A 13,526-nucleotide genomic window follows, 5' to 3' on the forward strand; every position below is an offset into this window, starting at 1 on the left:
GGCAACCCAAGGGTTGCCGTTTTTTTTATCGTCCCGGTGTCCGTTATATCGGTTCCCTCACCTTCAGGTTTGCTTCCCCCATCAGGCCGACGAAATCCGCACCGGCGGTATGTTCAATTTCCCAACGGCAAAGTTGCCGCGAGGCCGATTGAATAAAGCTGACACGCGGGAAGCGGCGAGCCATAAAACGTTCCAGCGCCGCCTGTAACGCACCGGGCTTAGCGATTTCTTCGCCCAGCACTACGGCATCCTCAACGGCCATGGCGCCCCCCTGTCCCAAATGCGCGGTCGTAGCATGCGCGGCGTCGCCGATGACAATCGTCCGCCCCCGATACCAGGGGGAAGGTAAATCCACGGTTTCAAACGGTTTCCACAATGCCTGATCCGGGTCGTTGATCACGGTGTCACGGTAATACGCGACGGGTCCGCCGAACTCCGCCAGCCTGGCCCGCAAAACGTTTAAGGCGTCTTCACGGGGGGGAGCCTGATGGGTTTGTCTGTCGGTCAAAAACAGGTACATCAGGTCGTGTCGCAGCGGCACAAAACCGGTCTTTCCGTCCTCACCCAGGTACATCATGATTTTGTCGACGTACTCCGGTCGCGGCAGATTGTAACGCCATGAAGATTGCCCGCTGTACACCGGCGCGCCGAGATCCCCGAACAGCCGGGGGCGCAGCGTTGAATGAATACCGTCTGCGGCCACCACCAAATCATAGCGCCCGTGTGAACCGTCAGAGAAATGCGCTTCAGCGCCGTGCTCATCTTGCTCAAATCCGGTAATGTGTTTGTGGTAACTGATGCGCGCCCCGCTGGCTTCCGCCGCGTCCGTCAACAGTACGCTGTATGCGGTGCGCGTAATGCCCAACTGCGGGGGAAGTTTTTCGCCCGCCATGCGGTACTCCGGAATGTCGCGGGGATGGTTGCCTTGCGCGTCGTGCAGGCAACTGCCGCCGAACGGATAACCGGCACGTATCGTCGCTTCCGCCAGCCCCAGTTGCTCCAATGCCCTGAGCGCGTTGCCCGGTAAAATAATCCCAACGCCGATTGCCGGATTACGCCCGTATTTCTCCACAACATCAACGTGAACCCCGGCTTTTCTCAATGCAATGGCCGCCGTCATACCGGCAATGCCGCCCCCCGCAATCAGTGCGGTTTTCACTTCAGACATCGTGCTTTTCCCCGTCGCCGTTGATTCATAAATAAGTGTGAACTATTAAGGAATAGCGGACGGGAGGAAATAGCGCAATATCGACAAATGGAAGGGGGATAAATCTGATCGCAACAGGCTACAGCGTACGCAGCAACCGTGCCGGATTTCCGGCATAAACGCCCCGCACGGTAACGGGCTTAACCACCACGCTCCCTGCGCCAATCACTGCGCCATCACAGACGAAGTCGGTCAGAATAACGGCGCCGCTGCCGACAGTGACATCATGACCGATGCGGATGCGCAGCCAATTTGCCGCATCGGCGTCCGGGCCGCCGCGCTTAAATAAATCGTTGGCAAACGTGACGTTATGGCCGATGAAGCAACGCTCCCCGACCGTTACGTACTCGCACAGGAATGAATGGGACTGAATGCGCGTTCCCCGGCCAATCACGCAATGCCGCTGTATTTCAACGAACGGCCCGACGAAAACCTCATCGTACAGGGTGCAGCCGTATATATTTGCCGGTTCATACACGACGACGTTATTACCGCACGTTACGTCACGGATCCCGCTTTGCCTTATCTCCATTCCGCCCACCCCGCCATACATTAAATCCAGCCCGTGATCGCAAACCACACGTAGTTCATCGGCACCAGAAACAGGTAAGTTACCAATGCCAGAATGGTACACACGCGAATTCCTTCCCGCAGCGGCACCCTGCCAATCGCCATCGCGATCACCAGCGGCGGCGCCTGATAGGGAATGAACGGCGTACTGTAACCAATAACCTGCGTCATCAGCACCGTCATCAGCGGCAACGACGTGATCTCAGACAGCGACTGCGCCAGCGGGGTGAACAACGCCGGTACACCATTTGCTGTCACCGCAAAGCTCAGCGCGCCGGCAATGAAGGTGTTGCTCAGGTAGGCCAGAAACGGCGAATCACGGGTATCCGGCATAATATGAATCAGCTGATTACCCATCCAGTCGCCCAGCCCGTTGATGGTCACCACCGCCGTCAGACCGATGATGCCCGCCACATAGATGCAACTGCGGACGTTAACCCCGGCGGCAAACTCCTCTGAGGTCAGGAAGCCCGCACGCGGCAGCAGGCACAGGCAGGCTGCACCCAGACCAACCCACGCCGGCGCGATGCCGTGCACCCCCTCCGAAACCCACAGCATCACGGTCACCAGCAGTATCGCGCCCAGCCGTTTTTGCACCGCGGTTAACGGCGGGTACGTTGCATCAAACGTCTTTTTTTCCATCCGGGTGGGAAACAATTTGTAGATGATGAACGTAAGAACGATCCCCTTCATGACGCCAATGACCGGGGCATGCAGCAGCAAATACGGCAGGTAGGTGATGTGCGCGCCGTAACCGCTTTCCATAGCGCCAATCATGATCATGTTCGGCACGTTGGCGGGCAAAATGCTGGCGGAAAGCTCGAAGGTTCCCAGCCCTACGGCCAGCGCCAGCCCGATCCGTCCGCGGGCGTCGGATGCCACCCCGGCCTGATCCGCCAACGCCATGACCACCGGCATCAGCAATGTGATCCTGGCCATGTTCGACGGCATCAGAAACGCCAGCAGCCAGCTCAGCACCACCACGCCGGCCACCATACGCAGCCAGGAACCAGACATCACGGGCAGGAAGCGATAGGCCAACCAATCCGCCAGTCCGCTTTTACGCAACGCTGCGGCCAGGATAAAGCCGCTGAGAATCAACCAAAAAGCAGAAGAAGCGAAACCGGAAAACACCACCGGCGCCGGCGCGATTTTTGTCAGCATCGCCACGCAGAAAAACAGCAGCGCGACATAGTACTCCGGCAATTTCCCCGTGGCCCAAAGGCCGACGATCACAACCGTCAGAATACCCGTTAACGCCAATTCAGACATGGAGCCATCCCTGATAAACAATACATTTATTAATTAAATGTTAAATGAGTCAACGGGATACTATGTCACAACCCATATTTCAATGGATAGAGGCTTACCGCAAAAATCGCAGTTCCTGCTTTTTTGTGCGCGTTACCTGCCGAACAGCGGCATCTTTTTAAGACTCAGGACGTCCTGGGGGAAATGGCGGGCAATCGCCAGCCCGACGGCTTCCAGGCCCGGAAGGAACGGAATAAAACAGCACATTACAGTGAAGCAAAACTAAATAGTTACAAAATAATAATATTTACATCCAAATTATTTAATTACCCAAAGAGAGGCTATGCTTACCCACTGGCTATACCATTTCCCTTTATTCAGGTTCCACACAGGCCAGGTATGTATGAGCATAAAACTCCAGGATAATTTCTTTGATATTCATGAAATTTCTCAACGCATCAAGGTACAAAAACCCTATTTTGCCTTCTGGCAACTGTGGCAGGATGGCGAATCGCTGGTGGGCAACTTTGCGACCGAACAACCTTTGGCCTATGAAACCGGTCTTATCACCGCCGGTGAACTGGGAAGGCATTTAGCTATTCTGGGAAGCTGCAGCGCCGTTGCGTTGCATAACGCTCCTGAAGGTTACTATCTGGCGACGAAGGCGCATTTCATCCGCCAACCTGAGGCGTCGCTCCCGGCACAAGATATTTTTCATGCCAGCGCCAGGGTGTTGAATATCGACAAACGTACGCTGAAAGTTTCCGCTAAGGCCTGGTGCGATGCGCCTGTTGCCGAGCTTATCTGCGAATATGCCATTCTTTCGCCGGCGCTGTTTCAGCGTAACTTCAGGCATTATGCCGGCGACGACGTTCCCCTTCCGCCGATCTCCCCTTACCAGCACCTGATTCCCCTTCACAATCTGACCTTGCGGGAAGCAAAGCTGGATGCGTATGCCGGCCCGCTTTCTCCCCAGCAATGCGCCGGGCATTTTTCCGGCTATCCGTGCTGGCCGGTCGCCATCATTTCACAAACGGCCTTTCAGGTCACCGGCGAGTTGCTCAGGGAAAAATACGGTGAAGCCGTGCGTTTCTGTGTACAGAATACCCAGCTTTCGGCAGAAAAATTGATCTGTGCGGATACGGTTTTAAAATTCAGCGCGGAAATAACGCCGGTGCCCAAAAGCGTTTCGCTGATGAACAGCACTGTGCGTGTTTACCGTGGTGATGAAGAGGTTGTAACGCTGAGCAGTTTGCTTGAATTAAAGCTACCGGCACAATAATTCCGCTTTCCTGGTTTCGGGATCAAACCGCTATAATGCGCTTTTCGTCACAGAGAATGCGATCATGGAGCCTTGTATCACCCCGGTTTTGAGCGGCCGTCTGGCCGAACTGCGCCCGCTGCGCCAAGAACACGCGCCGTTGTTGCTGAATGCCGCCGCCGACGGTGAGCTATGGAATATGACGCTGACCGTCGTCCCCGGCCCGGACAGCGTCGATGCCTATATCAGCAAAGCCGCAGAGGGCGAACGCGCGGGCAGCGTTATGCCTTTTGTTATCGTGCGTAAAACCGACAACGTGGTGGTCGGCAGCACCCGTTTCTGGAAAATTGATCGGGTAAACCGCAAGCTGGAAATCGGCCATACCTGGCTGAGCGCGTCGGTTCAACGCAGCGGTATCAACACCGAAGCAAAATTTTTACTGCTCAGCCACGCCTTTGAGGTGATGCACTGCGTCCGAGTACAGTTCACCACCGATGAACTGAACGCCCGCTCGCGGGCCGCCATTCTGCGGATCGGCGCCGTGCAGGAAGGCATCGTGCGCCATGAGCGCATCATGCCGGACGGGCGTAAGCGCAACTCCGTGCGTTTCAGCATCATCGACGACGAATGGCCGCAGGTGAAAACTGCCCTGCTGGAGAAAATGCGGCAGAAAATGTAAGTCGCTTCATCCCGGCTTCACAAAGACTTCACCCGCCACGTTCACACTTCCGTGCAATCCCTGTGACTGGAACGGAATATGAACGACTACGACATCGCCATTATCGGGCTGGGTCCGGCGGGCGCTACGCTGGCGCGCCTGCTTGACAGCCGGCTGCGGGTGATCGCACTGGATAAGAAACGCGACAACGGCGATGAAGGCTTTCAAAAGCCCTGCGGCGGCCTGCTGGCGACCGATGCCCAGCGCGGTTTCATTCGCTTCAACCTGAATCTGCCCACCGACGTACTGGCTAACCCACAGATTTTCAGCGTAAAAACTTACGACCTGAACACCCGGCTGATCCGCAACTATCAGCGAACTTACGTCAATATCAACCGGCATCCATTCGATCTCTGGCTTAAAACCCTGATCCCGCCCGCCGTCGACGTGCGTCACGACACCCTGTGCCGCCGTATCGGGCGTCTTGATGATGGACGTTACAGGGTAACGTTTAGTCAGAATGGCAGAGAGGAAGTTATCACCGCGCGTTACCTCATTGGGGCCGACGGCGCGAATTCCATGATACGGCGCAATCTGTACCCCGATCATCACATCCGCCAATATCTTGCGGTTCAGCAATGGTTTCCCGATCGCCATCCGGTGCCGTTCTATTCCTGCATCTTCGACGCCGCGCTGACCGACTGTTATGCCTGGAGTATTTCTAAAGACGGCTACTTCATCATCGGCGGCGCTTTCCCGCTAAAAAGCGCCACGGCCAACTTTGAACAGATGAAGGCAAAACTCGGCGGGTTCGGCTTTCGTTTCGGTGAGGCGGTAAAAAGCGAAAAATGCATCGTGCTCTGCCCTTCACGTTTCTGCGATTTTCGCTGTGGACAAGACAACGTCTTCCTTATCGGCGAAGCCGCAGGATTTATCAGCGCCAGCTCACTGGAAGGGATCAGTTATGCCTTCGACAGCTCAGAAATTCTCAGCCGGCTCCTGAACCACGCCGACGACGGCAGCAACCTCAACCGGCGTTATTGGGCGGCAACCCGCAGACTGCGCCTTAAGCTGTACGGGAAAATTCTCAAAGCTGCGGTACTGACCTCCCCGTTACTGAGAAAGTGGATCATGCGCAGCAAGATTTCTCATATTGCGGTGGAATAAGGCGTGTGGCGTAACAAAATTAAAAAAACCAGGCCTCTGGCCTGGTTATGCGAAATGTTCAGCAATGACGACAATCATTAGAAAATATAAAACCCCGATAACCTTTTCGGTGGATAGCCTTCTCGTGTATTCCCACATTAAGGATGCCGGATAGCTCTCGTATTACGCAATAGAATCTCCGTAAGGAGAACCATTATCGGTTGGTTTTGATTTATACAACAAAGCCCCTTGATGTATAAAAAATACAGATGAAATTCTTAGAATCAATTTTCTGACTCAATGTATTTAGGATTCGAATTTCTCCCTCCCAGCATTAATAAAACTGCTGATATTATCGCTAGCGCGCCAACCAGGTAGAAAGCCGAATAGTACTGCCCTGTCCCCTGAACGATAAACCCTGTAATCATCGGCGCAAATACACCTGCCAAATTCGCGAGGAAGTGGATAAAACCGCTGACGGCGCCAACGTTATTACCTTTTACTGTATCCTGTACGATAGCCCAATAGCAGGAAGTCGTTACATACATGGCGAACATACCGACAGACATTAGCCCGATTGCGCCGTAAAGATTGGCGACAAGTGCGGAGGCCGTGATGCAAATAGCGGCGATAATAAGCCCGGTAACGATAATGACCTTGCGTGAAAAAAGCAGATTGTTGGTGACTTTATAGATGTAGTCTGAAATAAAACCGCCGGAAATCAGGCCCACAAAACCAAGCAGCCAGGGCAACACGTTGGCAATACTCATGTCGCGCATGTTAAGCCCCCGGGCGTCCAGCAGATAGCTTGGGAACCAGGTCATAAAGAAGAATAAAATGTAGCTATAGGCAAAGAATGCCAGTGCGGTAAAAAGAATGATAGGCTGCTTCAAATAATCGGAAAGCTTTTTATCTGGCTCTCCTGCATCGTCAACGGCTGATGGCGCATCGGCGGCGGGTTGATCGCTCTTTTTACCTTCAGAATCTTTTGTTGCCGCCAGCCATATAACAACCCACACAAAACCAACCAGCATCATGCCGATAAAAGTGAGTCGCCAGCCGAAAGCCAGCGCAGCGGCGGCGACGATTGGCGCCGATACCGCCCCACCCAGCGGGTTGCCGGAAAAAGATACCCCGACCGCCCTTGCACGCTCTTTTGCCGGAAACCATTTAACGATAGTTTTATTAGTTACTGATCCCATTGGCCCTTCGGCAGCGCCGAATATAACGCGAATGACGAACAGGGAAACAAAGTTGAATGCCGCACAGGTAAGGCCCGCGAACAGCGACCACAGGCCCATAGCGCCGGCAAAGATCCGGCGTGGCCCATATTTATCTGACAGCCAGCCGCCGATAAAACAAAATACGGCGTAACCAATAGCGAAGCTACTGAATATTAAGCCCAATTCAGCCTTGTTAACATTAAGATCGGCTGTTATATAGGGGGCAAGAATAGAGAGTGCCGCCCGGTCGATATAGTTAATCATCGATGCGATGAAAAGCAATATCAGGATAAAATACCTGCGTTTTGTATACATTTCATTCTCCAGGATAAAGGTTTTCTTATTATTAATAAGGTTTTAATCTTCCTCTGGCCGCAATACAGATAATAAATATCATATTGGCGGTTTTTTCCTCATTTCATTTGACGCTTTTCTTATTCCTTCACCTGGTCAAGCGAGGTTAACTCACTAAACGTTGATGCTGGAATCTTGACTATCGCTTTTTTAACCACCGCAGGTTCGCCGTGCGTACAGAGCGGACGGTGAATCTGGTGAGGATAGAAGAGCGCAAAGTCACCGGGAACCAACGTAACAAACTGCTCATTGACGACGAGATCGAGAAACATGATGTCGTTGGGAAAACGCTCAGATTTCTTTATTTCATCATCAAACTCATTTGAATAGCCAATTTTTTCTTGGCCATCTAATAAAATCTGAATATCTACATATTCTTTATGAACTTCGGCCCTTCGGTTTGATGGCAAATCCGTTTCCCCCTCACTGAGAATAAGAAATGTTCCCGGCAGAGAGAGTTCATACTTTCCAAAACCCTTGCTTTTGGATACGTCTATTGCTTCATTTATAAGCGTTTTAATAATGTTATTAACGTAAGGTAGTAAGGCAAGTCGCTCTATATTTCCATATAACATGGTATTTCTGTCCTATAGGATTAATGACAGCAGTTGTAATTATTGGCCGGCGAGATACTGATAAATACCTTCAGCCACTGGTATCCCGTCTTTTAAGCACTTTTCTTTGTAAGCGACCTGAGGGTCGTTTGGCGCCAGCACGTTATCAACACCGGGCATAGGTTTTACTGCTCTTAGCTCGTTTACCATCGCGCTCATGGTTGCGGCAAAGAAAGGGTTGCCCAGCCTCTGTGGGTCAATAACGATCACCAGGCTTGCCAGTTTGCGCATTTTGTCATAGTCGCCGTACATGCGAACAATGTGGTTGCCAAAATTTGCCCCCATCAGCACGCCCGTTAGCGCATCGATCGCCAGCGCAATGCCGGACCCCTTGTGCCCGCCGAAGGGCAGCAGGTTTTCAATTTTGTGGGGATCGGTGGTGACGTTGCCGTCCTTGTCCAAAGCCAGGCCGTGTCCGATAGGTTTACCGGTTTCTTTGGCGTGCAGAATTTTTCCGAAAGCGATCGCACTGGTAGCCATGTCGACAATCATTGGGCTGCTGTCCTTTACAGGAAACCCAAAGGCGATCGGGTTCGTCCCCAGGAACCGCTCGGCGCCGCCATGAGGAGCAACACATGTGTCGGTTTGCGTCATGGCGATGGCGAGGGTTCCCCGAGCGGTGGCTCGCTCGACAAAGTAGGACAGCGCGCCACAGTGAGAGGTGTTCTTGATACTGACGAACCCTAAGCCGGTTTCTTTCGCCAGCTTGACGGCGTGATCCGTTGCGGCGATCAACGCTGAGTGCCCCATGCCATCGTCAGAGTCTAAAATAGCGACTGAAGGGGAAATTTGCTCAATACTGAAATTCGCCTTTGGGTTAAGGCCACCGGCTTTCAAGCGAGTGCAATAATGTTCTACCCGAATGACGCCGTGTGAATGGACGCCAGTCATGTCGGCATGGACCAGAACGTCCGTTACCTGCTGCGCGGTCTCTGCATCCAGACCTGCCTGTGCTAATTTATTAAACGCCAGCGCTTTTAAGTCGTTTTCTTTAACAAGTACCATTGACATAATTGTTCCACTATTAAAATTTAATAACGCCTTTAACTAATTTTTTGTTTTCTACCACGTTTTCCTTGTACTGATGGCCGAACGTGTAGAAGTCATACTCATGATTTTTCATCATCGTCTCACTAATGGCGCCTTGGGCCATGAGCTCAATGACGCATTCGAAATCTTCGCGCGTCGCGTTGCGGCTGCTTAACAGCGTGGTTTCTTTTTTATGGAAGGTCGGATCGTCGATGACAAGTTCGCCGATATAGAGTCCGATAAATACGATTTTTCCGCCGTGGCGAATAAGTTCGACAGCGCGGCTCATAGAGGATTTGTTGCCAGTAGCGTCAAGCAAAGTACAGGCCAGTTCACCGGAGAAGCAGGCTCTCAGCGCATCAATATAGCCCTCAGATGAAGGATCGAGCGTTTCGACGCCAACCTTCTCGGCGACCTGACGACGGCGTTCAGCATCAATATCCGCAACGGCGACGCAAGCGCCTTTTGCTTTCGCAATTGCCGCCGCCGCCAACCCAATAGGCCCAGCGCCGACCACCAGAATATTCTGCTGTGGCTTAATGTCAGCACGGCGCACCGCATGGGCGCTAATGGCAAAGCATTCGACCAGTGCGCCCGCGCTGTCAGTAAGAATTTCCGGCAGCTCAACCAGATTTTGCTCACGAACGGCCAGGTATTCCGTGAAACCGCCATCCTGATGAACGCCGTACAGTGAGACCTTCTCGCAGCAGTTGGTTTTCCCTTCCCTACACGCGGCGCAAGTACCACAGGGGATACAGGGAATCACGCTATAGCGCTGACCCACTTTCGCCGTGCGGCACGACTTGCCTGACGCCTCCACAATGCCGCAAATTTCATGGCCTAATACCCGTGGATAGGAGAAAAACGGCTGCCTCCCTGCGAAAGCATGGATGTCGGTACCGCAAATACCAACGGCTTTTATTTTTAATAAGACTTCATCTTCTTTAAATGGCGGAAGGTCTCTTTCGATATATTCAATACTTCCCGGATTGTTGCAAATAAGCGTTTTCATGTTTGATCCTATAAAGATAAACGGTTAACGGTGGCGATGACGCCATCTGATTCAATACTGTCAAAAGCCTTCCGGACGTCGTCTAAAAACTCAGCGTTATCGCTCGCCAGCGTTCCAAAGATGCTGCTTATCCGGAGTAACGACATAGCCTGTTCCCATGGCATTTTTTTGCTGTTAATCAATGAATTGAATTCATTGTTGAGCGGATCGGAAACGCTCTTGCCTTGTGAAATAGTATTAATGACGTGGTGGAGCCAGCCCGCAATCAGCACTGCTAACGCCCTGCCTTTAATGCCGCGCGTTTGGAGCGTCAGGTAAGGATCAACCGCCCGCTGAGGAAGCTTTTGAGAGCCGTCCATAGCGATCTGGCCGGTTTTATGCTTTACGTTTGGGTTACTGAATCGCTCAATAAGCAGCTGCGCATATTGGTTGACGTCTACAGCCAAATTTGGATCCAGGGATTTTGCCTGCTCTTCGAGCATCAGGTGATGTACAGCAGCCTTGAAAACGGCGTCTTGCATACACTGGTAAATAAACTCATACCCGGCCAGGCTGCCGTTATAAGCAAGAAATGAATGACTGCCGTTGAGCATGCGCAGTTTCATTTCTTCGTAAGGAAGCACGTCTGATACGAACATCGCACCGGCTTTATCCCAGTCGGGCCGACCGGCAACGAAGTTGTCTTCGATAACCCATTGGCGAAAATCTTCACATACAATTCCGCAGGGGTCGGGGTAACCGGTTTCAGCGTCGATCGTTTCAAACTGCTCAGGCGTCATTGCCGGAACAATCCGGTCTACCATCGTATTGGGAAAGGTGACGTGTTGCTCTATCCAGCTTGCCAGTTCCGGGTCGAGGCAAGCGGCAAACGCGATGGTCGCCGCTTTGGTCAAATGACCATTTTCCGGAATGTTGTCGCATGACAGTACGCTAAAAGGCATGAGATCCCGCTGGCGGCGTATCCGCAAGGCTTCAACAATCAGCCCAAGGGCTGATTGGGGATGATTCGGGTCGGCAAGATCGTGTTTGACGAGCGGATGGTTGAGATCGAGCGATCTGGACTGAGGATCGGTACAGTAGCCTTTTTCCGTTATCGTCAGCGAAACGATTTTAACCTGTGGTTCCGTCAGCTTGTCGATAGCGGCCTGAATCCCGGACTTCGGCGTGTGCAACGCGCCAGTAACGGTGCGAACCAGGCGGCTGTTGACGGCACTCGCCGAGGTCTCCACCACGGTAAACAAACCGTCTTGTTCGTTTAGCGCGTCAACCAGACCCGCATCGCCAAACAGGTTAATCTCAAAAATACCCCAAAGTTTTCCGGTTATCTCGTTGGAGAGATCGTTATAAACCGCTTGGTGACCACGATGAAAAGCGCCAAAACCGATGTGTACGATGTTGGTTTCCATCTCTGCGCGCGAATAAGTCGTTTTCAACGGGTGTTTCGCGGCGTTGATTGGATGAGAGAGCATTTCCATTAACTTTTTTCCTTTGTTATTTGTCGACCAATTTTGATTAATCACCATACCAAAATCCGTGAATTTGATCACAAACGTAATGCTTGATTAGTGAATCGACATGCCGCTCTCATTCCAGAAATACAATAAATTTATATTAATCAATGAGCTATAAAGCAACCTCCAAAAGTGAAATTTTGAGATTTATCAAAATGTGATTTCGGTTATAAAACACGATCACTCATTGGTATACCATTCGGCGTTAATGCACTTAGGTCCTGGAATTTACTATTACATTGAATATCAGCCTGTTATCATCAGTAGCACAATGATTCCATATATTATTGCTCATATTGGTTTAATGTATTGCTTGATTTGGTAAACCAAAAAACTTGCGTACAAATAAGCAATAATTAGCTGATTTATATGAAATTAATTAAAACCCTGATAGATAAACACCGTGAATATTTCAAATGTAAATGCGGCGATTGGTACAACAATCAAGACGGATTTACTGGTGACCGATGTGGTTCCTAACGTAAAAGCGTAAGTTGGTCAGCGTGAAGGGATACGTAGCGCCGCAGACGTTATAATGAATTAACACATTGATTAATATAGAGAGTTATAAAAAGGAGAGAGTTAATGAAGACGCAGGTTAAAAACGTTGTGACGAAGCTTTTCAAAGTCCCTTTGGCTGAAGTGCTGGTGGATGCAAAGCATGGCGACCACAGCCATTTTGAGCTGATCACCACGACGATTACACTGGAAGACGGATCGACGGGCACCGGATATACCTATACCGGAGGAAAAGGAGGCTATGCGATTAAGGCGATGATCGACCACGACCTTGCACCGGTACTCGTCGGGAAAGACGGCGCTGCAATTGACGATATCTATGACTTTATGGAATGGCATATTCATTACGTTGGCCGGGGAGGCATTGCGTCATTTGCAATGTCTGCGGTAGACATCGCTCTTTGGGATTTGAAGGGCAAAAGAGAAAAGCTGCCGCTGTGGAAAATGGCTGGCGGTAAGAATAATACCTGTAAAGCCTACTGTGGTGGAATCGACCTGGCGTTTTCGCTAGAAAAGCTGTTAAGCAATATTCAGGGCTATCTGGACAGCGGGTTTAACGGCGTAAAAATAAAGATTGGCCGTAAGGACCCGAAGGAAGACATTGAGCGAATCAAAGCCGTACGTAAGCTCATCGGGCCTGATGTGACGTTTATGATCGACGCTAACTACTCCCTTTCAGTGGAGCAGGCCGTCGCGCTGTCGAAGGCGGTGGAGTCCTGCAATATCACCTGGTTTGAGGAGCCAACCATCCCTGATGACTACGACGGCTATGCAAAGATAGCGGAACAGACGACCATCCCTCTGGCGATGGGTGAGAATCTCCACACTATCCACGAATTTGGTTATGCGCTGGACAGGGCTAAACTGAGCTACATTCAGCCCGACGCGTCGAACTGTGGTGGTATTACCGGTTGGCTTAAGGCTGCGCGTCTGTCGACAAACCACGGCCTTTCCGTATGCTCTCACGGCATGCAGGAACTGCACGTCAGCCTGGTTTCCGCATTTGATACCGGCTGGCTGGAGGTTCACAGCTTCCCTATTGATCAATACACCAAACGTCCACTGGTCGTGGAAAAATACCGCGCCGTTGCGCCGGATACCTGCGGCGTTGGCGTAGAGTTTGATTGGGATAAACTGCGTCCGTACGAAGTCTGATTCATTCCTGCCGGGC

Annotated in this window: 12 protein-coding genes; 4 read left to right on the forward strand and 8 right to left on the reverse strand. The window is 51.6% G+C overall.

All coding sequences use genetic code 11. The features are described 5' to 3' along the window. Nucleotides 1–43: 43 nt before the first annotated feature. The 3 genes from C8D90_RS03040 to C8D90_RS03050 form a co-directional block, all read right to left on the reverse strand. On the reverse strand, nt 44–1,168 hold the full coding sequence (locus tag C8D90_RS03040; RefSeq protein ID WP_115456918.1) for an FAD-dependent oxidoreductase: 1,125 nt from the start codon (nt 1,166–1,168) through the stop codon (nt 44–46). 118 nt (nt 1,169–1,286) lie between these two features. After that, nucleotides 1,287–1,739: an acyltransferase gene (locus tag C8D90_RS03045; protein WP_115457255.1), complete on the reverse strand. Its 453-nt coding sequence runs from the start codon at nt 1,737–1,739 to the stop codon at nt 1,287–1,289. Between the two features lie 20 nt (nt 1,740–1,759). After that, entirely contained in the window at nt 1,760–3,049 is a 1,290-nt protein-coding gene (locus tag C8D90_RS03050; protein ID WP_115456919.1) for an SLC13 family permease, read from the reverse strand. A gap of 382 nt (nt 3,050–3,431) precedes the next feature. On the opposite strand from C8D90_RS03050, the gene C8D90_RS03055 reads away from it, so the two are divergent. The 3 genes from C8D90_RS03055 (at nt 3,432) to C8D90_RS03065 (ending at nt 6,114) form a co-directional block, all read left to right on the forward strand. Next, nucleotides 3,432–4,310 (forward strand): hypothetical protein, encoded by an 879-nt coding sequence (locus tag C8D90_RS03055; protein WP_115456920.1) that lies wholly within the window; start codon nt 3,432–3,434, stop codon nt 4,308–4,310. Between the two features lie 64 nt (nt 4,311–4,374). Further along, nucleotides 4,375–4,968 carry a GNAT family N-acetyltransferase gene (locus C8D90_RS03060; protein WP_115456921.1) on the forward strand — a complete coding sequence of 198 codons (594 nt, stop codon included), beginning with the start codon at nt 4,375–4,377 and terminating at the stop codon, nt 4,966–4,968. A gap of 78 nt (nt 4,969–5,046) precedes the next feature. Further along, nucleotides 5,047–6,114, forward strand: a complete 1,068-nt coding sequence (locus tag C8D90_RS03065) for an FAD-binding protein (RefSeq protein ID WP_115456922.1) — start codon at nt 5,047–5,049, stop codon at nt 6,112–6,114. Nucleotides 6,115–6,377: 263 nt separating this feature from the next. Here the strand turns inward: C8D90_RS03065 and C8D90_RS03070 are convergent, their stop codons facing one another. The 5 genes from C8D90_RS03070 to C8D90_RS03090 form a co-directional block, all read right to left on the reverse strand. After that, complete coding sequence (locus tag C8D90_RS03070) at nt 6,378–7,631, reverse strand: MFS transporter (protein ID WP_115456923.1); 1,254 nt, start codon at nt 7,629–7,631, stop codon at nt 6,378–6,380. A 119-nt stretch (nt 7,632–7,750) separates the two neighbouring features. Continuing rightward, nucleotides 7,751–8,245 carry a YhcH/YjgK/YiaL family protein gene (locus C8D90_RS03075; RefSeq protein ID WP_115456924.1) on the reverse strand — a complete coding sequence of 165 codons (495 nt, stop codon included), beginning with the start codon at nt 8,243–8,245 and terminating at the stop codon, nt 7,751–7,753. 39 nt (nt 8,246–8,284) lie between these two features. After that, a complete protein-coding gene (locus C8D90_RS03080) occupies nt 8,285–9,295 on the reverse strand; it encodes an Ldh family oxidoreductase (protein ID WP_115456925.1) in 1,011 nt (336 codons plus the stop codon). A gap of 13 nt (nt 9,296–9,308) precedes the next feature. Next, complete coding sequence (locus tag C8D90_RS03085; RefSeq protein ID WP_115456926.1) at nt 9,309–10,325, reverse strand: zinc-binding alcohol dehydrogenase family protein; 1,017 nt, start codon at nt 10,323–10,325, stop codon at nt 9,309–9,311. Nucleotides 10,326–10,333: 8 nt separating this feature from the next. After that, a complete protein-coding gene (locus tag C8D90_RS03090) occupies nt 10,334–11,800 on the reverse strand; it encodes a mannitol dehydrogenase family protein (protein WP_115456927.1) in 1,467 nt (488 codons plus the stop codon). A gap of 621 nt (nt 11,801–12,421) precedes the next feature. Here C8D90_RS03090 and C8D90_RS03095 point away from each other — a divergent pair. After that, complete coding sequence (locus C8D90_RS03095; RefSeq protein ID WP_115456928.1) at nt 12,422–13,510, forward strand: mandelate racemase/muconate lactonizing enzyme family protein; 1,089 nt, start codon at nt 12,422–12,424, stop codon at nt 13,508–13,510. Nucleotides 13,511–13,526: the final 16 nt, after the last annotated feature.

It is taken from the genome of Enterobacillus tribolii, from assembly GCF_003363015.1.
GTDB lineage: Bacteria > Pseudomonadota > Gammaproteobacteria > Enterobacterales > Enterobacteriaceae > Enterobacillus > Enterobacillus tribolii.

What these genes read in the sequence shown, in the direction of transcription:
- C8D90_RS03040 (WP_115456918.1), bottom strand. Translation starts at nt 1,168, where the DNA reads ATGTCTGAAGTGAAAACCGCACTGATTGCGGGGGGCGGCATTGCCGGT.
- C8D90_RS03045 (WP_115457255.1), bottom strand. Translation starts at nt 1,739, where the DNA reads ATGGAGATAAGGCAAAGCGGGATCCGTGACGTAACGTGCGGTAATAAC.
- C8D90_RS03050 (WP_115456919.1), bottom strand. Translation starts at nt 3,049, where the DNA reads ATGTCTGAATTGGCGTTAACGGGTATTCTGACGGTTGTGATCGTCGGC.
- C8D90_RS03055 (WP_115456920.1), top strand. Translation starts at nt 3,432, where the DNA reads ATGAGCATAAAACTCCAGGATAATTTCTTTGATATTCATGAAATTTCT.
- C8D90_RS03060 (WP_115456921.1), top strand. Translation starts at nt 4,375, where the DNA reads ATGGAGCCTTGTATCACCCCGGTTTTGAGCGGCCGTCTGGCCGAACTG.
- C8D90_RS03065 (WP_115456922.1), top strand. Translation starts at nt 5,047, where the DNA reads ATGAACGACTACGACATCGCCATTATCGGGCTGGGTCCGGCGGGCGCT.
- C8D90_RS03070 (WP_115456923.1), bottom strand. Translation starts at nt 7,631, where the DNA reads ATGTATACAAAACGCAGGTATTTTATCCTGATATTGCTTTTCATCGCA.
- C8D90_RS03075 (WP_115456924.1), bottom strand. Translation starts at nt 8,245, where the DNA reads ATGTTATATGGAAATATAGAGCGACTTGCCTTACTACCTTACGTTAAT.
- C8D90_RS03080 (WP_115456925.1), bottom strand. Translation starts at nt 9,295, where the DNA reads ATGTCAATGGTACTTGTTAAAGAAAACGACTTAAAAGCGCTGGCGTTT.
- C8D90_RS03085 (WP_115456926.1), bottom strand. Translation starts at nt 10,325, where the DNA reads ATGAAAACGCTTATTTGCAACAATCCGGGAAGTATTGAATATATCGAA.
- C8D90_RS03090 (WP_115456927.1), bottom strand. Translation starts at nt 11,800, where the DNA reads ATGGAAATGCTCTCTCATCCAATCAACGCCGCGAAACACCCGTTGAAA.
- C8D90_RS03095 (WP_115456928.1), top strand. Translation starts at nt 12,422, where the DNA reads ATGAAGACGCAGGTTAAAAACGTTGTGACGAAGCTTTTCAAAGTCCCT.